14 protein-coding genes are annotated in these 16,727 nt (G+C 42.8%); 10 read left to right on the top strand and 4 right to left on the bottom strand.

What is annotated here, in order from left to right; translation table 11 throughout:
• The first annotated feature begins 1 nt into the window (after nucleotide 1).
• Entirely contained in the window at nucleotides 2-376 is a 375-nt protein-coding gene (locus AB3N61_RS04025) for a DUF1987 domain-containing protein (protein ID WP_020771230.1), read from the top strand.
• Between the two features lie 20 nt (nucleotides 377-396).
• On the top strand, nucleotides 397-1,869 hold the full coding sequence (locus AB3N61_RS04020; RefSeq protein WP_367898537.1) for an adenylate/guanylate cyclase domain-containing protein: 1,473 nt from the start codon (nucleotides 397-399) through the stop codon (nucleotides 1,867-1,869).
• 49 nt (nucleotides 1,870-1,918) lie between these two features.
• On the opposite strand, the gene AB3N61_RS04015 is transcribed toward AB3N61_RS04020, so the two are convergent.
• Nucleotides 1,919-2,377, bottom strand: coding sequence for a VOC family protein (locus tag AB3N61_RS04015; RefSeq protein ID WP_020771485.1), 459 nt, complete (start codon nucleotides 2,375-2,377; stop codon nucleotides 1,919-1,921).
• Nucleotides 2,378-2,449: 72 nt separating this feature from the next.
• Nucleotides 2,450-3,535 carry an endonuclease/exonuclease/phosphatase family protein gene (locus AB3N61_RS04010; RefSeq protein WP_367898536.1) on the bottom strand — a complete coding sequence of 362 codons (1,086 nt, stop codon included), beginning with the start codon at nucleotides 3,533-3,535 and terminating at the stop codon, nucleotides 2,450-2,452.
• Between the two features lie 150 nt (nucleotides 3,536-3,685).
• Between AB3N61_RS04010 and AB3N61_RS04005 the strand changes: the two genes are divergently transcribed.
• Complete coding sequence (locus tag AB3N61_RS04005) at nucleotides 3,686-4,720, top strand: hypothetical protein (protein ID WP_367898535.1); 1,035 nt, start codon at nucleotides 3,686-3,688, stop codon at nucleotides 4,718-4,720.
• A 121-nt stretch (nucleotides 4,721-4,841) separates the two neighbouring features.
• On the opposite strand, the gene AB3N61_RS04000 is transcribed toward AB3N61_RS04005, so the two are convergent.
• Nucleotides 4,842-5,792 (bottom strand): alpha/beta hydrolase, encoded by a 951-nt coding sequence (locus AB3N61_RS04000; RefSeq protein ID WP_020771525.1) that lies wholly within the window; start codon nucleotides 5,790-5,792, stop codon nucleotides 4,842-4,844.
• Nucleotides 5,793-5,985: 193 nt separating this feature from the next.
• Here AB3N61_RS04000 and AB3N61_RS03995 point away from each other — a divergent pair, with 193 nt between their 5' ends.
• The 3 genes from AB3N61_RS03995 to AB3N61_RS03985 all read left to right on the top strand — a co-directional run bounded on the left by AB3N61_RS03995 (nucleotide 5,986) and on the right by AB3N61_RS03985 (nucleotide 9,637).
• Nucleotides 5,986-7,380, top strand: coding sequence for an MFS transporter (locus AB3N61_RS03995; protein WP_020771357.1), 1,395 nt, complete (start codon nucleotides 5,986-5,988; stop codon nucleotides 7,378-7,380).
• Nucleotides 7,381-8,085 (top strand): acireductone synthase, encoded by a 705-nt coding sequence (gene mtnC / locus AB3N61_RS03990; protein WP_367898534.1) that lies wholly within the window; start codon nucleotides 7,381-7,383, stop codon nucleotides 8,083-8,085.
• Between the two features lie 274 nt (nucleotides 8,086-8,359).
• Nucleotides 8,360-9,637, top strand: coding sequence for a tetratricopeptide repeat protein (locus AB3N61_RS03985; protein ID WP_020771085.1), 1,278 nt, complete (start codon nucleotides 8,360-8,362; stop codon nucleotides 9,635-9,637).
• A 175-nt stretch (nucleotides 9,638-9,812) separates the two neighbouring features.
• On the opposite strand, the gene AB3N61_RS03980 is transcribed toward AB3N61_RS03985, so the two are convergent.
• Nucleotides 9,813-10,949: a putative glycoside hydrolase gene (locus AB3N61_RS03980; protein WP_020771261.1), complete on the bottom strand. Its 1,137-nt coding sequence runs from the start codon at nucleotides 10,947-10,949 to the stop codon at nucleotides 9,813-9,815.
• Nucleotides 10,950-11,041: 92 nt separating this feature from the next.
• Between AB3N61_RS03980 and AB3N61_RS03975 the strand changes: the two genes are divergently transcribed.
• From AB3N61_RS03975 to AB3N61_RS03960, 4 genes are all read left to right on the top strand, one after another.
• Complete coding sequence (locus AB3N61_RS03975; RefSeq protein WP_020771501.1) at nucleotides 11,042-11,968, top strand: histone deacetylase; 927 nt, start codon at nucleotides 11,042-11,044, stop codon at nucleotides 11,966-11,968.
• Between the two features lie 84 nt (nucleotides 11,969-12,052).
• Entirely contained in the window at nucleotides 12,053-12,283 is a 231-nt protein-coding gene (locus AB3N61_RS03970) for a hypothetical protein (protein WP_020771154.1), read from the top strand.
• Nucleotides 12,284-12,636: 353 nt separating this feature from the next.
• Entirely contained in the window at nucleotides 12,637-14,676 is a 2,040-nt protein-coding gene (locus AB3N61_RS03965) for a 6-bladed beta-propeller (RefSeq protein WP_367898533.1), read from the top strand.
• Nucleotides 14,673-16,694, top strand: a complete 2,022-nt coding sequence (locus AB3N61_RS03960) for a tetratricopeptide repeat protein (protein WP_367898532.1) — start codon at nucleotides 14,673-14,675, stop codon at nucleotides 16,692-16,694. Before AB3N61_RS03965 ends, AB3N61_RS03960 begins: the two co-directional genes overlap by 4 nt.
• Nucleotides 16,695-16,727: the final 33 nt, after the last annotated feature.

The following is a 16,727-nucleotide window of genomic DNA, read 5'->3' as shown; positions in this document are numbered from 1 at the left end:
CATGGAATCCTTACATATACAACAGACTAAAACTTCACCGGAAATCATCTTAGAATCGGACAAGGGGCTCGCGGAAATTATCGGAGAATCCTATCCGGAAAACGCAATGGCGTTTTACAAACCTGTCTTTGACTGGTTGACCGCAATCCAGACGACAGGCAAACAGATCCAGTTCCGTTTTCAAATGGATTATTTTAACACCAGCTCTTCCAAAGTGATCATGGATATTTTGGACAATCTCCAGAAGTATCATGACAAAGGCGGAAAGGTGGAAGTCGAGTGGCTCTATAAAGAAGACGACGAAGACATGCAGGAAACCGGAGAGGAATTCTCTTCCGATTTGTCCCTACCTTTCAAAATGAAATCTTATAAATAAGATTTCTTTCGTGCGGAAAAGTGGAAAAGAGCGAAACTTCGAATTCAAAAGAGCAGAATACTTTTTTCGAGCAGGAATTTAAACTTCTCTCGGACGTTCAGTCTTTTTTAGAAGATCCGAATACCAAAGAGGATCCGAAACAAAAATTAAAAACCCTAGTAGGATCCTACGAGTCCCTTCTCAAACAATCTTCAAAGATCATGAAGATCGGGGACTCCACTCAGCATAGGCTTCTTAAAACCCAAGAAGCATTAACCGATTCTAATATAATGTTAGAGGCCGCCTATATGGACCTCAAACTCGTGACTGAGATCGGAAAGATCATTACTTCTTCCCTCGAACCTAAAATTATCATACAATCCGTTTACGAGAATACCAAGTCCATCGTTCCTATGGACGTTCTCGCCTTCGGTATTTACGACGAAGAGAAAAAAGAGATCAAATATAAGTTTTGCGTAATAGACGGTAGGTATGTTCCCGCTCCGTCCGTGGATTCTTTGGAAGAGGATAACCCTTCTTCTTATTGTGTTAAACAACAAAAAGAACTGATCACTCTGGATATCGAAAAGGATTTTCCGAATTATTTGGCGGACATCCGAAAACATTTCGGAGAAAATTCACAGTCGGCATTATACTTCCCACTACATGTGGAAGAACGTCTAATCGGAATACTCACCGTTCACAGTTATTCCAAAAACGCATTCCAGCCCAACCAGCTGAATATTCTCAGAACATTGGCAAACTATGTAGCGATCGGTGTGGATAATGCGGATGCTTATAGGACACTTTCCAAAAGAAACAAAGAATTAAAGGATTCTTTGGAAAAGATCGAGGTTCTGAACAAAAGTATAGAAGAAGAAAGACAAAAGTCCGAAAATTTACTTTTGAACATTTTACCAAGAAGTATTGCGGACCGTTTAAAAGGAGGAGAAGGAGTGATCGCGGATTATTTCCCTTCTTCTACCGTACTTTTTGCAGATATTGTAGGTTTTTCCAAGCTTACGACTAAGATACAAACTCCAACCAGGCTTGTAGAGATCTTAAATCGTATTTTTACGGAATTCGACGTGATTGCCGACAAATATAAATTAGAAAAAATTAAAACGATCGGCGATTGTTATATGCTCGCAGGCGGTATTCCAGTCCCGACGGAAGATCACGCTCATAAGGCAGCCCAAGCGGCATTAGATATGTTACATCGTTTGGATGAATTAAAACCCGAGCTTGAATTCGAGTTTAATGTCAGGATTGGCCTTCATACCGGCGAGGTTGTAGCCGGAGTGATCGGTAAGAATAAATTCGTATACGATCTATGGGGTGATTCGGTAAACACGGCATCTAGGATGGAATCGCACGGCGCAACGGGAAGGATCCATGTTTCAGAGTCCGTTTTTCTTGCCTTAAAAGATAAATATAATTTCGAAGATAGGAGTGTGATCGAGGTTAAAGGAAAAGGCCCGATGCACACTTACTTTCTGCAAGGCGTTAAATAATCCTAATATACAAAAAAGGATCTCCGAAAAGATCCTTTTTTAATTCTTATTAACCTAAAGCTTCGATCACTTCTTTGGGTGCCTGGACAAGTTCTACAAGAACCCCTTCTCCGCAGATCGGAAATTCCTCATTCCCTTTAGGATGGATAAAAGTCACTTCGTGACCTCCGGCTCCTTTGCGAATACCGCCGGGGGTAAAACGAACTCCTTGTGCAGTCAGCCATTCCACTGCCTTATGGATATCGTCCACCCAAAGTCCGATATGATTTAACTTCGGATCGTTGACTCTTGGACTTTTGTTCGGATCCACTGGTTCCATGATATCGACTTCTACAGCATAGGGGCCTTTGCCCATCTGTAGGATATCTTCGTCTACGTTCTCTTTTTCACTTCTAAAAGAACCAATGTTCTGCAATCCGAGAGTATCCACCCAAAATTTTTTGAGCTTATCCTTACTGTCTCCGCCGACTGCGATTTGTTGTACGCCCAGAATTTTAAACGGTCTCATAATGCCCTATCTTTCGTTTTTTTCCAAATTCTTGTCCTCTAAGAAAAGAGCAAGGATTTGTCCGATCAAAAATTAACGAGATTCCAAGGAGAATACCGCCTCTAAGGGAAGATGATCACTGGATTCGGAGGCTTCTCCTTCCCGTAACACTAAGTATTCTTTTTTAGTTATTCCCTTTGAATAGAAGATATAATCGATCGTTCTATCCGGCTTTGCGATCTGAGGATCATTCGGCACATGAGTATAGAATTTTTCCCGATTTGGTCCGTTCAATTCTTCCACACTTGCGGTCGAATCCCATTTTTTGAATAAGGGTGCAATTTCCTCATCGTCACTGTAAAAGAATGCTCCATTAGGATGTAATTGTTTTCTGGAAAAACCGGGAGGAAGAAGATTGAAATCCCCCGCTAATATCCATTCTAATTTTTCGGAATCCAATTTATCCAGTAAGTTCTCAATAAATGCAACCTGCCTTTGCATCGTATCGGTTCCCATGGAGAACGCATCCAGATGTGTGTTTAAAAGGATCAGAGGTTTTTTATCTTTTACGTCTATCGAAGCTTCCAAGATCGCACGTTTTAATTGCAGCTGTTTGGTAATAGGATCGGCGGGAGGTGTCGGAAGCTGGTGCCGAGTCGCGGAAAGTATTTTATATTTACTGAATATAGTCAGCTTCATCCCCACAGAGCCCATGATCTTTGGATGAGGAACAAAACCCGCCTTCCAATAGAACGCTTCCGTTTGGCATGGATATCGATCGGAGAGTAAGGGCATAATTCTTTCGGATTGATTTTCCGAGTACGTTTTTTTAGCTCCGTCATCCACCTCTTGGAATAAAACGAAATCCGGATCTCTTTCTAAGATCACACTCGCCACTTTTTTAAGAGTAGATTTAATCTCTTCTTTAGAAGGTCCTGTATCCGGTCCGGTCTCGTCCGGAACATCGTACCAAAATACTCTATTCCTTCCTGCGAAATATTGCACGTTCCAAGATAATACTTTGATCGGTTCGGAAGATTCTAGGCTCGGCGCACCTTCTTCACATTTTACTTGTACCGATTCCAAGTCCGAAGGATGGAATGTGGAAAAATAAACCAGCAGAAGTAATATAGTGAAAACACTCAGCAAAACGATAAGGATTCTTTTGAATAATTTCAAGGCGACCTCTTTCTATTTGTATCGATTCTTGGGCATCCTTTCTAACGAAATTCCCCACATTCGTCCACAATTTTAGAGATTTCGATTACAAGAATCAGAACGGAAAGACTTTCCCTTTTTCAGGGGATAAGAAACATTGGAATCGATCCCATGCAGAATAAATTCCTAATCCTATTCTTTTCTCTTTTTATATGTTTTAGCCTATCTCCCTTGTTCGGGGAGGAACTGGAACTTCAGATAGTCCTCAAAAACGGAAGCACGGGCGGCCCGGGTTCCGCGGAAAGTATTCGTTTATTCGCATTGGAAAGACAGATGATGCCCTTACCTCTTCCTGACCAAGGGCCTGTACGAGGAAGTTTTAAACTTCCTAAGATCAATGCTCCGGATGGGCTTCCTATTCTGTTGCAAGTGACTTATAATGGAGTAAATTATAATAAGATGATCCCTCCGGTGCCTATGATGAGGTCTCGGCCGCAAGAGGTAACAGTTTACGATAAGACTCTAGATCGTTCCGTAGTTAAAACCAAATCCTTACTCCAGGTAGTGAGAGAAAAAGACGCATTAGTAATTTCTAAAGTATCGATCCTTACAAATAATACGATTCCGCCTAAAAGTTTTCAGAACCCGAACGATCCTTTGGAAGTGTATGTGCCCGAGGAAGCTTTGGAAGTCAGCGCCCAATTGACCCAAAGTACGAATAAGATGGCGATCCCGATCCAATTGACCAAAGGGAAAAACGGTTGGGTCATCGATAGGGCAATCCTTCCGGGGACTTCTCAGTTATTTGTAAGTTACGTGATCCCTTCGACCAATCTGTCCCCTACCCAATTCAAGGACAGATTATTATTCGAGAGTCAAGAAGGAGAGAAGGTGATCTTTTCCAAGCCCAAGGATATGCAGGTTTCTTTTATCGGGCAGAAGGGTACACGTCCCGTTTCTGTGGACGCTCCTCCTGATGTGAATTCGAATATAGTCAGTTATGCGGGACCTCAGTATGAGATCACTCTTTCCGTGATCGGAGGAGAACCGATCAACGAATCTGCAAACCAAGAGCGAGAGATCAATAACGGAAGTATATTCGTATCTACCGAAAAGACGATCTATGGAGTGATCGGAATACTTTCTTTCTTATTCTTTCTTTCCTTTACGATTACTTATAGTTCGTTCCGAAAATCAAAATTATAAATAACTATTTGGTTTCCGGGCTTGAGGAGCTGGACCTCTTAGGCACAGCTCCAACGGATTTTGGGACTCCAGCGTCCGATTTGTCCGACCAATTTTACTATTTCCGGATTTTAATAAGGACTTACTTCTTCTTTGCTAAAGTTTTCTTTTTAGGAGAAGGTTTTGACTTTGTAACTTTCTTAACACTCCGCTTCTTGGCGGAAGACTTTGCCCTTTCCGGGACCAAAGAATCCATAAATTCTTTGATATCTTTTAAGACCTTATCTCTCTCTCCTACCGGTTCGTTCATAAGTTCGTGATAGAATCCTTTATAGGTCTTCATTCTTTTGTTCTTATAAACTAAATGATTATAAAATTCTAAACTCCCCGCAGGGTCCGCAATCCCGTCTGCCAAACCGTGCAAGATCAGGATAGGAGTCCTTAAGATACCCGCCTTTCTATTCGCTAAGGCTCCTTGTTGGAATAATTCGTAACCCATGGAGAATGAAATTTTGCCGTGAACCAAAGGATCTTCGATATAACTCTTCACCACTTCGGGGTCCCTACTGACCAAACTTGTATCCAGGTTCGCGTCCAAAGTGGTGGAAGGTGCGATCTTACGCAAGAAACCCGCTACAGAGATCTGAAATCTTTGGAATGCAGTGGTAGGGATCTTTAATGCGGAAGAACAAGCTACAAGTCCGTAGATATAATCCTGATTGATTCCTTCCAAAGCGTAGCGAATGACCACCACTCCTCCCATAGAATGTCCTAAAAGTAAGATCTTGTCTTTCTGTTCTTTTTTGCGAACCTCATGTACGAAGTCCGCCAGATCATCCACAAACGCTTCGAAACCGGAAGCATGCCCTCTTTTACCTTCCGATTTGCCGTGCCCCCTTAGATCCAATCCGTAAAAACTGACATCACTATCCTTAAAATATTGGATGAGGTTGGAATACCTACCACTATGTTCTCCGAATCCATGACAAAAAACAATTACACGATTGGCACCCGACTTGGTCCAAGCTTGACCGTATAATTTGGTATTGTCTCTGGAAGATTGAAAGAAGAACTCTTTATGTTGGTAGGCCATGCTGTTTGGCTCCAGTTAGGTTTGGGCGGTATCCCTTGTAGTCGGACCGAAGCTATAGATAAGTAAACGTCGGGTCAAGTATTTATTCCAAAACGGATTTTCGTTGCCGATTCCTTTTCCCTTCACCAATCTGTCGCTTTACGTGCTTCTTAAAGAAGCCGACATCAAACAGAAACAATTTGGAGAGAATTGGATGTCTCAACCGACCTCGGAAAAAAGCCTGCTTCGATATTTCGGATTAGGTGAACTCGCAAGCCACGGAGGAAACGCGATCCTCGCCTTCTGGATGATCATGGGAATGGCTTTCTTTCTATTCGCGGACCAAAACCTGATCGCCCCCAACCTTAGAAATATCGCGGGCTCTTTCGGGATCACAGACCAAAAAGAGATCGATTGGAAATTGGGGGGACTGATCCCGATTTGTTTCTTCGTTTTGGGAGGGTTAGTCTCGGTTTACATGGGTTACCTTACGCAAAGATTTCCCAGAAAACCTTTGGTCATCGGAACGGTATTATTAGGAGAGATCCCTTGTCTTCTTTCCGGATTCGCAAGAAACTACGAAGAATTTTTGATCCTCAGAACCCTTACAGGTTTCGGTTTGGGAGGAAGTTTCCCTCTTCTATTCTCTCTAGTCGGGGATTATTTCTCGGACAAGTCCCGCTCCACAGCAGCAGGTTATCTTTCTCTAGCCATCGGGCTCGGAGTCGGAGTCGGGCAATTGGTCGGAGGGACCTTAGGCACCGAGGACCCGATCAATGGATGGAGACAAAGTTTTATTTATATGGCTACCCCTTCTTTCCTATTCATGCTTGTTTACGGATTATTCTGTAAGGAGCCGGTGCGAGGCGGAAGTGAGAAGGAATTGGCAAGCCTATCTCCGGATTCTCTGGATGTAAACTCGGAAGCAGTTCGTTTAACCTGGAAGGATATCAAAAATATCTTCCAGAGCAAAACAAACGTAGGGATCTTTATGCAAGGAATTCCAGGCTGCGTGCCTTGGGGTGTGTTCTTCGTGTTTTTGAACGACTATTACGAATTCAGTTACGGTCTACCTAAAGACCAAGCCTCCGCTTTGGTCATCTTCGCAGCCTTAGGGATCTTCGCAGGTACGTTTTTCGGTGGGGTCATCGGGCAGAAACTATACGATACCAATAAAAAGTTCCTTCCTATATTCTGCGGAAGTTCCATATTATTAGGGATCATCCCTACGCTATATCTATTATACGCAAAGAATATTGCAGGTAGCCCATTATTCATTTTTATTAATATTCTTGCAGGTATTATTATTTCCGTAACAGGCCCGAATGTAAGAGCGTTGATCATAAACGTCAACCCGCCTAAAAGTAGATCTTCTATGTTCGCTTTATACAATCTGACGGACAATCTTGGGAACGGACTTGGACCTGCAATGGCTGCATTGATCCTCACAGTATTGCCGGACAGGACTCAGGCTTTCACAATCGCGATCCTTTTCTGGATACCTTGCGGACTTGCTTGGTTCTATATCTTGAAAAATTTCAAACATGACGAACAAAAGATGCATGAAGAATTGGCAGCCGAAGCAGGCAGGATCAAAAGGACAGCTTAATTGGAAGAACAAAACACCGAGTTATATTTATTCGATATAGAAGGGACAACTACGCCGATAGAATTCGTGCACAAAGTCTTATTCCCTTACTCGGTCCAAAACTTTCAGACATTCTTCTCCGAGACCTCGGCGGAAACCGGCTTCGCCGAGGAACTCATCCTTGCCGCCAAAAACGAAACCGATTACGCGGAAGAAGTTACCGATTCTCCCGAATCACTTACCGGATTCTGCAAATACCTTGTATCCAAAGATCGTAAATTAGGAATTTTGAAAGAAATCCAAGGAAGAATCTGGAAAAAAGGATATGAGTCGGGAGAATTGAAAAGTACGATCTTTTCGGATGTTCCTCCCTTTTTGGAAAGGATCAAAAACTCAGGCAAACGTGCCGCAGTATATTCTTCCGGGAGTGTGGAAGCCCAAATCCTGATCTATAGATATTGTGAGGCAGGAGATCTTACTGTATATTTTGAAAGTTATTTCGATACCGCAGTAGGCGGAAAAAAAGAATCTTCAAGTTATACCAAGATCGCCGAGAAACTTTCTTTATCTCCGAACTCTATCGTATTCTTCACGGACATAAAAGAAGAAGCAGACGCCGCTTCCGAAGCAGGGATCCGGCCGATTTTACTCTCCCGTCCTGGCAACCATCCCCAAGCGGAACATAAGTACCAGGTGATCGAGAACTTTAACAAGATCTTGGTCTAGGTTGGCTCGTACAGAGACCACTGAGATCGCAGAGGGTTTTGCAAATACAATGCGACAGCGATGCGTAGACCTTTAGTCCGGGCTCTGCCCGGATGAGCGCGAATGCGCGAAGTCGTAGCAGCGCGGTCCGAGCGATCGCAGTTAGTTTGGAGTGCCCTCGATCGCGCCTCCGGCTATCTCGGGCTCGCTCACTCCCTACGGGTCGTTTGCGAGGAGTCGCCCAAAGTTCTAAAATTTCTATTGGCAAAGCCTCAATCCGGCCGAATATAAAAGTATGGCCCTAACCCGACCTGTAATCATACTATTCCTTTGCGCTTTTTCCTCCTCCTTATTCTCCAGAGAATTCGTGTATGCGTTCCGAGATGTGGGAATGCCTAAAAACGGCGGAAAAGACGGAATGCCTAGAAAGGAAAAAATGGTCTTAGTCGGGGAGACCATTATGTTCGATAAGGTTAAACCGATCGAATACGAAGGAAAATACAAAAACTTCGAATTAGGATACGATACTAGACCGGATATAGTCACAGTCAAAGTACATTACGATCCGGGTATTCGTCCGGGACAGATACTCTATTTGATCGAAAAAGATTTCGACCACGTAACATTCAAAGACGGAAGTATCGTGGGCCAAATAGAAGTGAAATCCATCTTCCAGACCGCGTTTACCGGAAAACAATTAAGAGGTGTCGGATATTTAGGGATGGCAAAAGAGAAGGTATTAACCGTAGCCTATCCGGTCTCTTCCGAACTCAGCGGACCTGCATTAGTAGAGCGTAAAACCGGTGATTATCATTTTACAAGAGACGAGGTCCCGGAAGCGATCCAATCCTACCGCAAGGCAATTCGTCTTGATCCGATGTCTCCGGTACCACATTACAGATTAGGAATATTGTATTTAAACGAGGCGGGAGTGGATTCCAAAGAACCGATTTGTTCCGGGATCCTACCGATGAGTGCGGGAGCAGAGTTTTCGTCGGCATGGAAGAAGAGATCCAGATTCGATTCCGACCAGGACTTAATCCGATTCTCCAGAGAATATGTTTCCTTTTTAAATTGTAAGGCGGACCAGGCTCCCAGTTTTTCCAAGAACAGTTTTATCCCGGAAGAATTAGAAAGAGCGCAGGAAGTTGCCAGAGAAGGATTCCGACTTTCTAAAACGGATTACGAACTTTTGATCAGAAGCGCCGAGACCTATTATAAATTATATCTTTCCTATTCTTCAGGAAAACGACCTAAAGGAAGTGTTTTACCGGAAGAGGAGCCTAAACTCAGAAATCGTCAGGAAAAATCCTGGGAAATCGCCCAAAAACTCCTAAAAGAAGCGGGACTGGATAATATCACCGACTATAGGCTTCATAGACTGACTTCACTTCTCTACGGGAAGAGACATTTGGAACTTTCAGGTGGGATAAAATCCACTACGATCAGTGAAGAAGCGAACTTCTTAAGAACGAAGGCAATCGAATCCATTCAAGCGTATAAGCTTCATAGACCGAAGAATGTTCCGGGAGATAAGGATCTTCTAATATTAGAAAAAGATCTTGGACTCTAATAGTCATGTAGGAGTTCCTACATGTCAGAAGGCGGCCCCCGCCCGAATTTTTTGGGTGGTGGGGAGTGGCCCGTGGGAGCGCCACGTCCCTATATCATAAAATCCTAATTATTGCAACAGGTTTTTACGTAAAATTCGTGTTGGAACTCCAACATCGGGGTCATATTACAAAACCTCAATCTTCTATTTTTAACTTCCCGCTCCGAATACTTTCCTCGATGGCTCTAAAAGTATCTCCGTATTTTCCCAATATATTCCAGACAATAAAACCGTCACTCTCGCTATCCACACTTGCTTCGATCTGGGCCTTGATATAATCTTTCAAGGACTTACCGGAAGGTCCAAGGCTCATCCCGAAACCTTGGATCCAACCGACCACTCTAGTGGTGGATAAGGATCTTTTCCTGGTGTTCTTTAAACCATCATAAACGGTTTGGTACGGATTTGCGATACGACCGGGTTGACCGTAAAAATGAGAAGGATACAACATTGGATAGATCACATCCACAAGTTGTGCGAAGTTCTCCACCTTCTGACCGATCTGGTCGTCTTTATTAAAAGGGATCCTACCGAATATATCCGCGCTCAAATAGGGAAGTTTCTCGCATTGATTGGCTTCTCCGCGGATCCGATTCACGATCTGGTTGATATTGTTATACTTTTCCTTTAAAGAAAGAGGTATATCGGTAACATCCGCATAACGTATATAGTCCAACTGAACTTCCGGAAATCCGGAAATACATGCCTTTCTCACATAACCTAAAATAGAATTCAATCTTTCCGGGCTAGGAAATTTGGTTTTAAGTCCTCCGTCAAAATTCACAAGTCTTGCGACCGGATAAAAACCCATTTCTTTAATACGAGAGATCTCTTCCGGAGGAGGAGTTTTAGGTTGAAGATCGATCACCAAAACGTTTATCCCATAATCAGAAGCGTCTTTTAATAAAGACTCCCATTCGTTCCTTCGAGATTTATCCGATATCAAAGCATTATTCACATAAAGACCGCGATAGAATGTAGGACGATCGGCATAAGTAACCTTGTCCGCAGATCTTGTAAAAAACTTTTTAATCTTATCTTTAGGAGCTTCCTTTTCGCTTTCCATCGGAGTGTTCCTGGAAGAAAGTCGTATCTCACCTTTCTTCTCCTTTTCTTTGGATAAAGACTGTGGTTTGGTTTTAATGTCCCCGGACGATTCTAAAACAGGGATCTCTTTCTTATTGGAATTCTCAGGATAAGGGATAGTGAACTCTGCACAGACCGGAAAAGCGGTAAGAACTAAGATAGGAAAAAGGGAAAACGGTTTGCGCACAAATTTACTCCGGATCTACATTATAATATCGAACCGAAAACCTCGGTACTTGTCCTCTTTGTTGGAGTTCCGATAAAAAACGGGAGCGGAAAATGAAACTAGGTTACGCCTATGACGATACATTCTTATTGCATGATACCGGGACATTCCACCCGGAATCCCCACAAAGACTGGAGGCCATACTCGATCGCCTGCATAAGACATCCTATTTTAAGGACATGCAATGGATCAAGCCCAACAAACTTCCATTCGAACTAATCGAGTCCGTACATAATCAGCGACATAGGGAGCGATTCTCCCATATCCAAGGCAAAAGAGGAAGTTTCGACGGAGACACTCCTTATTCCGAATCCAGTTTTGATGCGGCGATCTTGGCGGCAGGAAGCGGAGTGGACTTAGTGAATAAGATCAGATCCGATGAAATCGAATCAGGGATCGCACTCGTAAGACCGCCAGGACATCATGCGGAAACCGGAAGATCCATGGGCTTTTGTTTATTAAATAATATAGCGATTACCGCGACCCATCTACTCGCCCAAGGAGTAGAAAAAGTTTATATACTGGATTGGGATGTACATCATGGGAACGGGACCCAGGAAATATTTTACGAATCGGATAAAGTATACTTCACGTCGCTCCACCAATATCCGTACTACCCCGGAACAGGTTCAGCCCAAGAAAGAGGGAAAGGAAGAGGGCAAAACTTTACATTAAACATCCCTTTGCCTATGGGATCAGGAGATAAAGAATACCTGCATTATTTTCAAGAAACAGTGATACCTTCCCTATTGGAATTCCAACCGGAGTATGTATTGATTTCCGCAGGATTTGACGGACATAAAAGAGATCCGTTAGCAGGCATGAACCTTAGCACCAACGCATTTGCAGAATTCACACGATTGGTATTATCTGCAACAAAACAGATCGGGGCTAAAACGGTATCCTTCCTAGAAGGAGGTTACGACCTAGACGCCTTGGCTGAAAGTGTGGAGGCGCATATAGCAGTCCTCGCAGGGTAATTATGCCCCGATTTCTTGTCGATTCCCGCCGAAAATTCCGGGAAAAAATGCCTCTTCCCACCGGCTTGAACCGATATGTAAACCATGCAGGAATTTTCCTCAAATACCGACCTAGCCCTGCGATTCAGAAACTACGTGATCCTATTGGACCGACTGATGAGAGAGGTCGAAGAGGAACTCCAACAGAACCAATCCGTTCGAAACGAATGGTCCGAATGGCATTCCAACTGGAAAAACGTATGGCTCTCCCCCACAGGAAACTCCCACTCCTCCCATCTTAAGGAAAGATTTTCAGTCAAAAGAAGACTCGGATAATTTTCTGGGCGGCTCCTCGCTTCGCTCCGACCGGGATTTGCCCGAAGACGCCCTCCATTAATCCCTGCCGTGAGAACCTTAAAGAGTAGATTTTTCCCATGTGGGAACTCCAACTTGCGTGGGAATCGGCCCCGCCCGATTCGGGTGGGGGCCGGAGCGTAGCGGTGGAGAAAAAAGGATATTTTCACAAAAAGCCCGTTTCGACAAACAATTTATCACCGCTCGGTTTGTAGGAGCTCCAACAAAAGCGCCTCTCAATAATACTTGCTTAGATGAGAAAACCCATGTAGAAGCCCTGAAAAATAGGTTGAAATTATGTCTCTTAAGATGTTCTATCGACTAAGAGGATTAGAATGGGGAGACGTACGCAAACAAAACTTTTCGTTTTAATTCTACTCTTAGGAATTCTCAGCCAATCAGGATGGTCCGAACCCCTACCCAATTTCGGATTAAAAGAAAAAGAAGCCAAGACATTCTTCAAACGAGGTCTTGCTTACTATAACAAGGGAGAATTCTCGGCAGCTAGAGAGAATTTTATTCGCTCCCTTTCTATAAAACCGGATTTCGTTCATCCAAAATTCTTTCTTTCCGAAGCTTATTATCTAAGCGGAGATTGGCAGGAAAGTCTTTCCGAATTGGAACAATTGGAATCTTCCAATAAACTCGATCTGATCAGTAAGAACCGTTTAGACGCACTAAGATATAGGCTCGGTGGCGGGAATAGAAAAGATAATTTAGAATATTATAAATCGATTTTCGGGGATGATCTAAGAAGATTCCGTTTTAGGAACCCGGCCGATCTCGGAGTCGACGATGAAGGATATCTTTACGTAGTAAGTTTCGATACTGCTAACGTGGTTAAATTCGATGCCAACGGTTTTGCTGTCGAGAATTTTAAAGGTTCCTTCGGCCGAAATTTAGAAGGCCCCGTCGGAATTAGTATTCGAGGCAAATCCATCTTCGTTGCAGATTATGCAGGAGATAAAATTTACGAATTCGATACCAGAGGATCTTACGTGAATCGTTTCGGTTCCACAGGAAAAGATCCCGGAAGTTTTCATGGACCGGCAGGTCTTTATTTTACGAAAGAAGGTTTTTTGTATGTTTCCGATATGGGTAATAATCGGATCCAAAAACTTTCCAGAACGGGGGAGCCACTCCAAGAGATCGGAGTCGGTATCTTAAAACAACCTGCCGGGATTAAGGTCAATAACCGTGGAGAAATTTTTGTAGCGGATCGGGGAAACAAAAGACTAGTCGTTTTCGATCATGAGGGAAATTTTCTAAAAGAAATAAACAATCCTTCTTTTAAAAGACCCAGAAATCTTGCGATCAAAGATAATAAGGTTGTCGTGGCCGACGAGACCGCAGGTCTTTTTATCTACGATTCCGTATCTAAAACTTGGTCAAGTTTCGATAACTTTAAGGATTCCAAAAATACTGTTCGAAATTTCGACCAGGCATACTCGGTAACTTTCGATTACACCGGTTCCATGTTTGTTGCGGATTTTAACAGACATAGGATCGAATCCTTTTCTCCCAAAGGCCAACTTTCTTCCAACTTAGATCTGATCGTAGAAAGAACGATCAGTTCGGATTATCCAGATATTTCCTTAGTTCTTCATGCGAAAGATAGACACGGGGTTCCGGTGAAGGCTATTCCCCGAAACTCTTTCCGAATCTACGAGATGGATAATCTTTCGCCTTTGATCGGTCTGACCGATATGAAAAAATATAATAATAGAGTTAGTGTTTCCATCGTCGCGGAAAATTCTCAGATAGTATCCGATTCGTATGCGACAATCGAGAAGGCAATCCGCCCATTTTTGTCCGAGATCAGAGTAGAAGATAAAATCCAACTGTTACGTTCCGGCAAAGATACCCAAACCGCCTACCCTTTCGGAAAAAGTATGTACGATATCCTGAAAGCGTTACGCTCTTTCACACCGGAAGAAGAATCTCAAATCGGGAAATCGCTCCAAAAAGGGATCACGGACCTATTAGATAGTTTAGGACCACGAGCCATCATCGCAATCGTATCCGGAAAAGATTCCAAAGCTGCATTCACTCAATTCTCACCGACAAAGATCATCCGTTTTGCGATGGCCCACGATATTCCTATCTACTTCTTATGTTTAGGAGAAAGCGGAGAATCGGTTTCCGTATATAAAGAGATCGCTGAAAAAACGGGAGGGAAATTCTTAACGATCCCGTCCGGTGGAACGGAGAAAAATCTAAGAAGTTGGATAGATTCTAAAAAGGATAGAAGATATCTTCTTTCTTTTAAAAGTAGGATCAACCACGAAGGAATGGATGTCTACGTCCCGGTGGTCGTAGAAGCTATATTCAGAAATTCGAATGGAAAAGCGGAGACCGGATTTTTTACGCCATGATATTCGGATTAAAAACCCCATATAAGCTGCGAGTCTTAAAATTTCTTTTCGGGAGTTTTACGGTTCTTTTCGTTTCATCCTTCTCTTATCCCCTTTCGTCTAAACAAACAATAGACTGGATCAAAGAGGGAGAAGGCGCATTAGCTTCCAGAAATTATCCGGCTGCTTACGATTCGTTTAGGGAAGCTGTAAACCTAAACCCGCTCTCCGTTCGCTCGAGATTGGGGCTTGCGGATGCCGCATTAAAACTTCATAAAGAAAAAGAAGCGTTACAATCTTTGGATAAGGTCCTCGAGTTAGAACCGAAAAACAAAAAAGCTGTCCGAGAAAAAGCAGTCACTTTAGCGAAATTAAGACGTTATGAAGAAGCTTTTTCGATCCTTAAGCCGTTTTTGGAAGAAGATAAGTACGATTCCGATCTATTTCCGATCTATATAGAAGTACAACTTGCCTCCGGAAAGACCCAAAGAGCAAGTTTCGAATTTCATTCTGCTTATTCCAGAATTCCAAAAAACAAAGAAGTCAGAGCTTTGGAAGCGAAAGTAGAGGCTTTTGACGGTAACTTTACGAAAGCGGCCTCTCTCAGAAATCAATTGGAAGCCGAAGCATCCGACGATCCATCCATCTTTTTAGAATCCGGTAAGTTTTTACTTATCTGGGCTGAAAAATCCCAAGGAAACAAACGGGATTCCAAAATTGCGGAAGCCGCTGAAAAATTCGAAAGGTCCATTTCCCTACATCCGAACGAAGAAGAAGCCCTCAAACTTTTAACTAAGGCAAGAATATATTTCGGAAGATACCAAGAAGCTGAGGAATATCTAAACCGCTTATTAAGCTTATTCCCGAATTCCACCGAGTATTTATACTTACGTTCTTATGCAAGACTGAGAAAGGACCCTGCTTCCAAGGACGCAAAGGCGGATCTAGAAAAATTGATCTCTTTGGATGATCTGGATCCGATTGCGAGAAACCGTTCGGAGTTGTACGTATTGGAGAATCTACCCGAAGGAAATTCATTAAGAAGGACCTTAGGAGAATATAGGCTTCAGCGATATAGAGCGAATAAGAATGCTTTCTTATATGATCTAGCCTGGTATCATTTGATCAGAGCGAAAGAACTCCTTCCGAACCGTCCGGAAATCCTAGTACTAACGTTAGAAGAATATAAAAGAAGGGGATTTTTTCCTAGTTACTTCAACCTACTCCTGCTTTTGAGAAATAAATTTCCGGATAATAAAAAATACGGATATTCCGTGGAGAATAATCTGGAAGGTTTTAAAACTTCCTTAAGCTATCGAGAAGGTTTAGTCAAGATCGGAGAGTTCGGTATTCAGGAAGACTATGGCAGAACTCCTCCCGAGGTCCTTGTTTTCGATCCGGATGGAGAGGATTTCCTAGCCAAACATACCGATCTTCCTGCCTTATCAGGTAAAGTTCTTCGACATTTTTTGAATTCGGACCCAAGGGTCCGAAATATCGATCTAGATAATATTAGAAAATCGGAAAGTTTAGAATCCGAGCCGTATTCCGGCGCAATTCATAAAACGGAAAAAAACTATTCTTCTATTAAGAATTCCAAAGGTGAAAATATCAGATTCGTTGTGAGCGGAAAAATTTCCTTCCAAGAAAATAATTTACGTCTGGAATGGAGCCTTCGAGATCATAAGGAAGAGAAAATTTTAGGTAAATTTAGGATATATGCGAAAGGAAGAGATGCTCTCGCAGAAGCGACCTTAAGAGCACGAGACAAGATCTTAGCTTTAATTCCTGCCAGCGGAAAAGTACATAGGGTAAAAGAAGACTCACTTATCGTAAATGCAGGTATTATAGACGGACTTAAAAAAGGGACCACCGTTTACTTCTTTAATTCGGCAAATCTACTTGGAGAGGGAACGGTAACGGAAGCCGATCTTTATACGGCAAAAGTGGTCCCAAAAAATCAGGATGTCGTTTTAAGGAATATCGCGGTAGGAAACAAAGCTTATTGGAAAAAAACGGAAAATTCCCGTATGAATTAAATATATTTAGTTTTCTTAATGTTATGGTTTTCT

Source organism: Leptospira sp. WS58.C1 (genome assembly GCF_040833995.1).
GTDB lineage: Bacteria > Spirochaetota > Leptospiria > Leptospirales > Leptospiraceae > Leptospira_B > Leptospira_B cinconiae.
Note: the sequence above shows the minus strand (reverse complement) of the source record. Positions and strands in the feature narration are given on the sequence as shown.